This is a genomic window from Dapis purpurea BLCC-M126, from assembly GCF_050015975.1.
Lineage (GTDB): Bacteria > Cyanobacteriota > Cyanobacteriia > Cyanobacteriales > Microcoleaceae > Trichodesmium.
This window is the reverse complement of the sequence record NZ_JBNHER010000030.1, coordinates 1-10,268: the sequence shown is the minus strand read 5'-3', so window position 1 is coordinate 10,268 and position 10,268 is coordinate 1. Positions and strand designations below refer to the sequence as shown.

7 protein-coding genes are annotated in these 10,268 nt (G+C 34.0%); 4 read left to right on the top strand and 3 right to left on the bottom strand.

The genetic code is table 11. The features are described 5' to 3' along the window. The first annotated feature begins 829 nt into the window (after positions 1-829). Both pap and ACP6PL_RS03440 read left to right on the top strand, forming a co-directional pair. Complete coding sequence (gene pap, locus ACP6PL_RS03445) at positions 830-2,317, top strand: polyphosphate:AMP phosphotransferase (RefSeq protein WP_426542577.1); 1,488 nt, start codon at positions 830-832, stop codon at positions 2,315-2,317. A gap of 102 nt (positions 2,318-2,419) precedes the next feature. Continuing rightward, a complete protein-coding gene (locus ACP6PL_RS03440; protein ID WP_426542575.1) occupies positions 2,420-3,406 on the top strand; it encodes a YdcF family protein in 987 nt (328 codons plus the stop codon). A 1,214-nt stretch (positions 3,407-4,620) separates the two neighbouring features. Here the strand turns inward: ACP6PL_RS03440 and ACP6PL_RS03435 are convergent. Further along, positions 4,621-4,941, bottom strand: a complete 321-nt coding sequence (locus tag ACP6PL_RS03435; protein ID WP_426542573.1) for a hypothetical protein — start codon at positions 4,939-4,941, stop codon at positions 4,621-4,623. Between the two features lie 223 nt (positions 4,942-5,164). Here ACP6PL_RS03435 and ACP6PL_RS03430 point away from each other — a divergent pair, with 223 nt between their 5' ends. Continuing rightward, positions 5,165-6,919 (top strand): ABC transporter ATP-binding protein, encoded by a 1,755-nt coding sequence (locus ACP6PL_RS03430; protein ID WP_426542571.1) that lies wholly within the window; start codon positions 5,165-5,167, stop codon positions 6,917-6,919. A 616-nt stretch (positions 6,920-7,535) separates the two neighbouring features. Here the strand turns inward: ACP6PL_RS03430 and ACP6PL_RS03425 are convergent. Together ACP6PL_RS03425 and ACP6PL_RS03420 are read right to left on the bottom strand one after the other, a co-directional pair. Then, on the bottom strand, positions 7,536-7,913 hold the full coding sequence (locus tag ACP6PL_RS03425) for an SH3 domain-containing protein (RefSeq protein ID WP_426542569.1): 378 nt from the start codon (positions 7,911-7,913) through the stop codon (positions 7,536-7,538). Between the two features lie 115 nt (positions 7,914-8,028). Beyond that, on the bottom strand, positions 8,029-8,421 hold the full coding sequence (locus tag ACP6PL_RS03420) for a hypothetical protein (protein WP_426542567.1): 393 nt from the start codon (positions 8,419-8,421) through the stop codon (positions 8,029-8,031). A 381-nt stretch (positions 8,422-8,802) separates the two neighbouring features. Here ACP6PL_RS03420 and leuB point away from each other — a divergent pair, with 381 nt between their 5' ends. Further along, complete coding sequence (leuB, locus tag ACP6PL_RS03415; protein ID WP_426542565.1) at positions 8,803-9,882, top strand: 3-isopropylmalate dehydrogenase; 1,080 nt, start codon at positions 8,803-8,805, stop codon at positions 9,880-9,882. Positions 9,883-10,268 lie beyond the last annotated feature (386 nt).

The window sequence follows — 10,268 nt, the reverse complement described above, 5'->3', positions numbered from 1 at the left end:
TGATTGCTGTATGTATGAAATTTTCGAGGTACGGCGGTATAAGGTTTTTTTCCTTAACCGTTATTAATACTTTAGCTAGTTTATTTCGTTTTGTAAAGGGGTTTTAAGAATAGTGTTTTTTAAGTTAGTTATAAGTTTTTTTTATTATTTAGTGATTTCGCATTAGTTTTGCTCCGAAATCTGAAGCAAGCCTGCCGATAAAATCAACTTGGCGCGATTAATAGGCTCCTCTTCTTCTTCAGTGGCTGGTCTGAACTTGTGCCCAGTAAATGCGCCAGCAGCGTTCATGTGGTAAACATGAACGAATCGGTTCGGTTTGTCTGGGTGTTGCCAGTCTGGGTTAGCTTTGCACGAATGACTGCAGGTGTAGTAATTACAAGGCACAACCTTTGATTTTCTTAATGTTTGAGTCCTTCCACATCCAGGACAAGAAACGGTTACTTTCTCTGTGGCTTTATATTTTGCCATGAGGGTCCAGATGTTTTACACTTTGATTGTACTAGCAAATAGTATCACAATGGCAAGGGAGCGACGGTTAAATATATTGCGTCACTGACAAAGAGTGGGAAGGGTTAAAGGCTTATATAAAATAAGGAATGAGGATAGCAGAGGTTATTAGTTTTTTACATACGCTCTCTGTCTGAGGGCGATAGATAGTGTGTTCATATCGGCACTCTTGCATTTCTCACCTACGGTATTGGTTAGGCAACGTACTTCGACTCACGCACCTGTGATCTTGAAACTCACCCTATCGGTTAGAGAGCAGGGGTTCCAGTGTTATAGCTAAAATATCTATTTATTTTATTACGTATAAAAAAATATAACTGATATGTTAAATACTCTAAACTTAGATGTTGGCCTTGATAAAGATACCTATAAAACACAGCTAGAAGCATTGATGCGACAGTTACGATCACTACAGAATGCTTGTTGGCAAAATAAATTACCTATGCTGATAGTATTAGAGGGTTGGGCTGCAGCAGGTAAGGGCGCTCTAGTTAAACAAATAGTGGGATATATGGACCCACGGGGATTTGTTGTTCATCCAATTTGGCCTACTACAAAACAAGAGCAGCAATATCCCTTTCTATGGAGGTTTTGGCAAAGAATTCCTAGAGCAGGACAAATTGGGCTATTTTATCATAGTTGGTACACCCATGTCTTAGAAGACCGATTGTTGAAAAGTGTGTCAGAGGCGGACATACCAACAATTATGCGACAAATCAATGCTTTTGAACGTCAGATGGTGGATAATGGGGCGGCAATCGCCAAATTCTGGATTCATTTGGGCAAAAAAGAACTGAAGAAGCGCTTAAAACAAACTGCAGACGACCCTTTAAGAGCTTGGCGAGTCAGAAATCAAGACTGGCAACAAGCTAAAAATTATGAAAAATATACTACCTTTGCTGAGGAAATGCTGATTCATACCAGCACAGGATTTGCTCCCTGGACCTTAGTTGAAGGAAACTCTGAACGTTGGGCAAGAGTCAAGGTCTTGACAGAAATGGTCTCAATATTGACTCAAGCTTTAGACCAAATGCATATTAGGGCACCACGACCAAATAATCCTCTTCAAGAACAACTCAAACCCACCGAACGAGATTTTTTGGCTCAAGTAGATTTGACCCAATGCTTTTCTCCGAAACAGTACAAAAAGTCATTAAACCAGCAGCAAGAACTTTTGAGTAAACTGCAATTGGAAATATACAAACATCAACTACCTGTTTTAATCTTATTTGAAGGGTGGGATGCTGCTGGTAAAGGTGGGGCAATTAAGCGTTTGACGGATAATTTGGACCCTCGTAGCTATGTGGTTAATGCTTTTGCTGCACCAACAGAGGAGGAAAAAGCCTATCATTATCTTTGGCGTTTTTGGAAAAAGTTGCCAGAAGCAGGAAAAATTGGTATTTTTGACCGGAGTTGGTATGGTCGAGTATTAGTGGAGCGAGTGGAAAGATTTGCCACAGAGTTGGAATGGCAGTGTGCTTATCGGGAAATTAATGAGTTTGAGGAACAATTGACCACTTCAGGTTATGTTTTGGTTAAGTTTTGGTTACATCTAAGCCAGGAGGAACAGCTAAGGCGGTTCAGTGAGAGACAAAACGACCCATTTAAGCAGTATAAACTTACTGAAGAAGATTGGCGCAATCGAGAAAAGTGGCAAGTTTATGAAGTAGCTGTAAATCAAATGATTCAGCGTACAAGTACACCAACTGCTCCTTGGACTTTAATTGCGGGTGATAATAAACGTTATGCTCGTGTTAAAGTAATCCAAACAGTAACAGAAGCAATTAATTATCAACTGAAGTATCGATAAAATAAGTTGACTTTTATTTTTATATACAGGAAATGTTGCATCAATTAAGTGAGTTGATGAAGCTAATAATCCAAATTTTATCAGGACAGAAATCAAAAAATTATGCTGATCATCTTAACCAGAATAGTATTTTGTATACTATTAATTTGTATTACTCTATCACTCTGGAAAAGCTGTGGTGATGATAAGAGAAACTTAATTTATAAGTTATTGATGGTATTTTCAATTATTTTGTTGATACTAGCTTTCTATGCACCAGATAGTCCGGTAGGTGCTGCTGTTTTTAGGTTTCTAGCTTTCGCATTTAAACCACTTGGTTTTTCCATTATACTTTTAGTTTATGCTACCACTCTAATATCAGGTGGGGGGATAAAAGGTCCAGCACCAACCCTGATTATTACAGCTTTGATAGTTCTGATAATTACTAGCGCACCAGTATTTGCTGTATGGGCAGCTCAAGAAGCAGAAGAAGATGCAATAGAGGTTGTTTCTGTTTCAGCTTGCTGTGATGAAAAAGCAGATGCAATTGTATTATTAGGTCAAGGAACAACTCAACCAATAATACCTGATAGAATACAAGTTCAGCTAACTAAAACTGCAGAGCGAATTATCTATGCTGCTGAATTATATAAAAAAGGTTTAGCTCCTTATGTTATTGTTAGTGCTGGTCCAAGAATTGGATCGGATATTAATACAGTTGAAGCTCAAGATATTAGAAGAGTTTTAGTTTTATTGGGTGTTCCCAGAGGTGCTATTATTCTTGAACCAAATGGCTCGACAGTACATGAAAGTGCTGTTGAAACTCGTGAAATATTAGATGAAAGAGGTTTAGAACCTGTTATTATTCTTGTTACTTCTGCTATTCAAATTCGTCGTGCTAGTTTAACTTTCACTGACCTAGGAATGAGGACTACTCCTGCTCCCACAGACTTTAATACTGTAAATCCTTACGAAGATTCTTCCTATCGTTTTGTACTAGCAGATTTTCTTCCTAATGCAGAAGCACTTTTACTAACTACTGAAGTGTGGGAAGAATATTTAGCATTATTTTACTACTTCCTACGAGGTTGGTTAGCTCCTGGTTTCTAAATAACCATTTTTTTTCTTTCATATAATTTAGTTTATGCCCTACTCAAAAAAACTTTTTGAGATAGGGGCATTTTCATTTTATTGAAAGTTTTATATCTCTAAGCTCAAGTAAATTATGTCCTAATTCAGTAATGTAAAATTTGATAGCAAAAAGTTTTCAACTTTTACCAATTTTCTTAGGTATTTGTGTAGTAATTTTGGTGATACTTTCCAACAATTAATAATTAATAATTACCTCTCCTTAAAACGGATAAGATTGACAAAAATTATTTTTTTTCTTCTCTTGGTCAATTGGATATGGGACACTTCAGAGCAGCTTTGTAAGAGTAGGAAACTTAGTTAATGACCGCTTTTTCTCCTTAATAAAGAGAGGCTTTAGACCTTAATTATTCGGTAATATTTTTATGTGTGGCTGCACAGGATTATTAATTTTTGAATTTATCTATATCTATTTTTATCTGTAACTATCATACTATACCAATTATCGAAAGTAGCTATAGAGATAATGCCTCTAAAATATATTCCTAAACCAGGTCAAAAATTTCGATTTTTGGTACTCCTGACATTTACTTTTCTGATGATTCACCATACCAAGCCTCCAGTCACTTTTGAGAATTGATATTAAATTGGCATTAGACAAAATAGAGTCAGAAAATCGACTCAAATATATACAGGAAGAAGGGTTTACTTCAAAAAGGTATCAATCCTTAACTACCAAGGGTTTTTCTACTGAATACGGAGCTAACAGCCATTTTTATAGCATAGACTTTATTCCCTTATCTAAACTAACTTTTCGTAGGTAATGCTGCTTTAACAGTTAATAATTACCTCTTCTGTAATAGAAGGATTTTGCTCAAAGGAATTTTTTTTCTTTTTTCTCCATGAATCGATAAGCTTTATACCTTAATTTCTCAGTAAACAAGCATTTTTTATATGAGAAAATATTTGGATAGTATTAGCTCAACTTTCATTCATTAGTGATAATAAAAACTTTGTTCTCTATCAATAAAAAATATCCTATACCTATACCTATTCCTTCTGCATAAATAAAATTTTAAGTAAAACTTTATTTATTAGAATTTTAATAGAGAGTATGTAAGTAGATGAGGATAAATAAACCTGAAAATTTAGCAGTATATTTTTAATAATGTTGCCTTTTATCTTAGTATGATAATTAATTTGATAATGAGAGTGAATTTTGCTATCAACTAACATCAATATTCTTCAAAATATATTCTTACTGGCTCATAATTATTATAAGATTTAGCAGTTGAATTATTTTGAGAATTAGTAGGTTTAGGTTCAGGTTCAGGTTCAGGTGCTTCTTCACTTATACTCTCTACACTAGCTGGTATTAAAAAATTAACAATAAAGATAATACCTAAAATTATAATTGACAATATAATAGCAAAATCTTGTCCTGGAGGTGTCCTTGGTGGTCTCTTTTTGGGAGATTCGAGTTTAACTTTCATAGATTCAACTTCAACAGTATCATCGTCTTTTACATTGAATGTAAGAGAAAATTGCTTGCCCATATTTGTTAATCCTATTGTGGCAAATATTATAGTCAAGATATTAAGATCATTGTAGTAATATTTTGAGTTTAATCTCAGACAAGATTATTTAGTAGTGATACATTTTCTTGATACAGATCAGTTTGATAGACAACTAACCAGCTTTTTGTTGAATCAAACATCAATTTCTTGTATATTTAACTATTTACAATCATAGCATTATCTAAAATCTAACATTACTACTATGGCTCAATCTTCTCAACTACGACTCCAAAAATTAGCTTCCTACTTACGTCCTCATTGGCGAAAGTCTTCATTAGGAATTTTCTCTCTACTTATAGTCAATACTTTAGGAATCTATATTCCCAAATTAATCAGTCAAGCCATAGATGATTTGGAAGTAGCAACCAAATTTAATGAATTCTTATACTATGTGCTGACAATTGTAATTTTTGCCTCCATTATGTGGGTTATTAGAATAGCATCTCGAATTCTCATATTTGGAGTAGGGCGACAGGTAGAATTTGACCTTAAACAAAAAATTTTTAATCGACTTTTAAAATTAGAACCATCTTACTTTAGTAATAATACAATTGGAGATTTAATTAACCGCGCCACAAGTGACGTTGATAATATCCGTAGACTATTAGGTTTTGCAGTATTGAGTATTTTTAATACAATTTTTGCTTATGGTTTAACCATACCAGTTATGCTTTCTATTAATGTGCGGTTAACTCTATTAGCAATTTCTGTTTATCCTATCATGCTAATACTGGTACAAATATTTAGTAAGAAACTGCAAAGTCAACAATTAGCTGTTCAAGAAGAACTTTCTAATATGAGTGATTTGATTCAAGAGGATATGAATGGTATTTCTCTAATCAAAATATATGCTCAAGAAGAAAATGAAAGACTAGCTTTTAGTGAATATAATCAACGACTTTTAGATGTTAATTTAGACTTAGCAAGAACTCGTAATATTCTCTTTCCTATCCTCGTTAGTTTAGCAAGTTTAAGCTTGTTAATATTACTGGTTAATGGGTCAACCTATCTGGAAACTGGTGAATTAACAATTGGTAATTTTGTAGCTTTAATTCTTTATGTTGAGCGTTTAGTTTTCCCCACCGCATTATTAGGTTTTACGATTACTGCTTATCAAAGAGGAGAAGTAAGTATTGACCGTATAGAAGCTATTCTCACAGTAGAGCCAAAAATTCAAGACCATGAATTACCTCTAGGTTTTCCACAAGTAGTAAAAGGTTGGATCAAAAGCCAAGGATTGACATACACTTATCAAGATAGTAAAATACCAGCTTTAGACAACATTAATTTTCTGATTAAACCAGGAGAAACTATTGCTATTGTCGGACCTATTGGTTCAGGAAAATCAACTTTAGCAAATACATTACCTCGGCTTTTAGATATGAATATTGACCAACTATTTATAGATGGTTATGATGTGACTCAAGTAAAATTAGAAGATTTACGCAGGGCGATCGCCTACGTTCCCCAAGAAAGTTTTCTCTTCAGTACAACTATCAAAAATAACATTTGTTATGGCGAGCCATTAAAAGAACAAAAAGAAATAGAATTTGCTGCTAAACAAGCACAAATTCACACAGAAATTCTCAACTTTCCCCAAAAATATGAAACGATAGTCGGAGAAAGAGGAATTACTTTATCAGGGGGACAAAGACAAAGAACAGCATTAGCAAGAGCATTATTAGTTGATGCGCCAATATTAATTTTAGATGATGCACTTTCCAGTGTGGATAATCAGACAGCAACGAATATTTTACAAAATTTATCAACCGGAACTCAAAAGAAAACTGTAATTTTTATTTCTCATCAAATGTCTGCTGCTGCCACGGCTGATAGAATTTTTGTGATGGATAAAGGGAAAATTGTGGAAGTAGGAAACCATGCAGAATTAGTAAATAAACCTGGTTTATATCAGTTACTTTGGAATCAACAAAAACTCAAGCAGTTATTAGAATAGAAGTTATTTCAGTTATAAGTTATTAGTTGTCAAAAAACTTATGTAGACATAAATTTACTCAAAAGTTAAAAGTGAAAATTTAAAAAGTATAAAATTATTTAGGTAACTGCACAAAGATATAGCAATAAGGAATTATATATGATAATTGAGGTGTTTCATAAAACTTAGAAAATATAGCAGTTATTCAGATTCATTTTTATACATTTTTTTATTATTTTCTGTTCCCTATTCTTCATTCCCTGTTCCTTAAAAGTATCCAATATCTCACAACCTAAATCATATAGCAATATGATTCTGATCCAGAGTATTTTATATAGGAATAAGTACCATAATTTTGGATTCAATTTTTCTGCCTTTATCTGCTCAAAATCCTCACATTTTAATCTTAAGCAAAAAAAAGTGAAAGCTTTTTTTGCACAACTTTAAATATATAAATGCTTTTAGATTTAACCAGCAAGTCCTACTTAATCAAACATTGCAAGGTAGTGGAAACATGAATTTTAGTAGGAATTTGATTAATGTCAAAATTTCAGCGATAAAAATAACTCAGCTTAAAAACAAATTTTATTTCTCTGGCTGAGTCTAATATTGATCAATATATTTAGAAGAAAAAAAATTATTTACAATCTGTCAGATATTCTGTCCAAACATATCCTACAACTGGATCAACAATCTTCACCCAATACAAACCTTCAATATCACCTGCTGTTTCTAATTTTACTGTTTCTCCATCATCAACTGTATCAACAATATCACCATTTGGTACTTCTCGGACATTCAAAACTAGACGTTCATTAGTTTCAGAAGCTGGCATTGATACTTCACAATTATCAATAGCAGCTAATAAAAATTTATCAGTTTGGTGAGGTAAAATTTGGTTTAATATTTGTGACTGATATGCTGCATGAGATGTACGAATAGATGAAATTTTTACACCCAAGATAGAGAGTAAAATTAGGGGAATGATAGTTACATATTTTAGCCTTATATTCATTTTTATTCACACAGTTATAGTTAAAATTACGTCATCAATAATAACATCATGTAAAAGCTAAATTCAGGATAAATTTTGCTGATACTTAATCAATTTGTTTTGTGTAATTCCTATCCTAAGGAAATATTATGTGACCTCTAAACCCCCTATCGGTTCTAAAAATAAATACTTTACCTTCTTTCTCAACTTTAATAGTAGCTCTGGCTCCATTGCTCATTTCTACTCTATAAGTTCTATCATCAGGAGGAAATTTATTCATAGAAAACTGACTTCTAGTAGAACCATCCCAATTAATATCAAACTCAACACCAGAATTACTTGTTGTTAATTTAACCTTACAAGGTCCTGAAACTCTCAATCTGTTATCAAAATCAACTACAACACAAGCAGCAGCTTTTTCTTCAGTTTTAGCTTGAGTTATGTGATTAAAACCAAGCCAGCTAACTAATATCATACATAGAGTCAGAGTTGTAATAAATTTATTCAAAAAAAATAATGATTTTTTCATTGTTAATCAATTGAATTTAACTATATAATTTACATTGTACTATTCATAAATCAATTTGTGTTTCTCGTCTGAGTAGAATGATATTTATTTTTAGGGAATAACAGATTTAATAATTGTGGGAAAATCCTAGAATAAGACTACACAAATAGGATTTAAATTTAGTCCCTATAGATTAAAGCTAAATTATTAGAATAAAAATTAATCACTGAAATTGTAATTTCTATAACTAAAGAAGACTGATTTTTCTTCTTCTATGTTCCCAGTTCTAAAATCCGGCGTTTTCTAAAAGCTAAAATTTTGTATCTTAATCTCTAATGAAAATTGCTATATAGTTAATATTTAGCTCAATAACTAACCCATATAAAATCAAAAATATAAAACATGATGAACTACCGCATTACTCTACTTCCCGGTGACGGCATTGGCCCTGAAATTATGGCAGTGGCGGTAGATGTCTTGAAAATAGTTGGTGGCCAATTTAACTTCCAGCTTGAATTTCAAGAAGCTCCTATTGGTGGAGTAGCAATTGATGCTACTGGGGAACCCTTACCTACTCAAACTCTAGAAATGTGTCGTAATAGTGATGCGGTACTATTAGCAGCTATCGGTGGTTATAAGTGGGATAATTTACCCCGCCATCAACGGCCAGAAACCGGACTATTAGGACTAAGAGCCGGATTAGGATTATTTGCCAATTTACGGCCTGCCAAAATTTTGCCCCAATTAATAGATGCTTCTAGCCTAAAACGAGACATAGTTGAAGGAGTGGACATTATGGTAGTGCGAGAATTAACAGGTGGGGTTTATTTTGGCACACCCAAGGGCGTTTTTGAGACGGAGACTGGAGAAAAACGGGGTGTCAATACAATGGCCTATTCTGAGTCAGAGGTTGACCGTATTGCTAAGGTGGGGTTTGAGACTGCCCAGAAACGAGGGGGTAAGTTGTGTTCAGTAGATAAGGCAAATGTTTTAGAAGTGTCTCAGTTGTGGCGCGATCGCGTTAACCAACTTGCCGCAGAATATCCAGATGTGGAATTATCCCATTTATATGTAGATAATGCTGCCATGCAGCTTGTTCGTTGGCCCAGACAATTTGATACCATCGTTACAGGAAATTTATTTGGAGATATTCTCTCTGATGCTGCTGCCATGTTGACAGGGAGTATAGGGATGTTACCTTCTGCCAGTTTAGGTGCTTCTGGACCAGGAGTGTTTGAACCTGTTCATGGTTCTGCCCCAGATATTGCGGGTCAGGATAAGGCTAATCCTCTGGCACAAGTTCTGAGTGCGGCAATGATGTTACGTTATGCTCTAGAGCAACCTGTCGCAGCAGACAAAATTGAAAAAGCAGTTTTTGAAGTATTGGAGCAGGGTTATCGTACTGGGGATATTATGTCGGAAGGAATGAAACAGGTGGGATGTAAAGAAGTGGGAGAGGTTTTATTAAAAGTTTTGAGTTAGGCAAGGGAATTATTAGCCACTATTCCAGACAGCAGGTTTTTAGGAAAAATCTGCTTTCTTAATTCAAACAACTCATATTTGCAAGTATATCTTGAGGTGTGAAGCATTTCGGCTCTTCAAATGCTTAATTTAATTTGGCGTTGCACAATCAGGAATGATTAAATCCGAAAGTAGATATTTTTGGATAATGTTTCCTCAACAATATGTACAGCTTAAAATCTATTATCATATCATGTCCGTTGGTATAGTTTGTGTAAAAGCTGGGGAAATATCTACCATCTTTAAGGTTTTTCCTTCTCTTAAAGCTTCTTCCTTCTTCCTTCTTCCTTCCTCCTTACCGAATTATTAATTATTAATTGTTAATTAAATAATTGTGGTTTAAAGCC

What these genes read in the sequence shown, in the direction of transcription:
- pap (WP_426542577.1), top strand. Translation starts at nt 830, where the DNA reads ATGTTAAATACTCTAAACTTAGATGTTGGCCTTGATAAAGATACCTAT.
- ACP6PL_RS03440 (WP_426542575.1), top strand. Translation starts at nt 2,420, where the DNA reads ATGCTGATCATCTTAACCAGAATAGTATTTTGTATACTATTAATTTGT.
- ACP6PL_RS03435 (WP_426542573.1), bottom strand. Translation starts at nt 4,941, where the DNA reads ATGGGCAAGCAATTTTCTCTTACATTCAATGTAAAAGACGATGATACT.
- ACP6PL_RS03430 (WP_426542571.1), top strand. Translation starts at nt 5,165, where the DNA reads ATGGCTCAATCTTCTCAACTACGACTCCAAAAATTAGCTTCCTACTTA.
- ACP6PL_RS03425 (WP_426542569.1), bottom strand. Translation starts at nt 7,913, where the DNA reads ATGAATATAAGGCTAAAATATGTAACTATCATTCCCCTAATTTTACTC.
- ACP6PL_RS03420 (WP_426542567.1), bottom strand. Translation starts at nt 8,421, where the DNA reads ATGAAAAAATCATTATTTTTTTTGAATAAATTTATTACAACTCTGACT.
- leuB (WP_426542565.1), top strand. Translation starts at nt 8,803, where the DNA reads ATGATGAACTACCGCATTACTCTACTTCCCGGTGACGGCATTGGCCCT.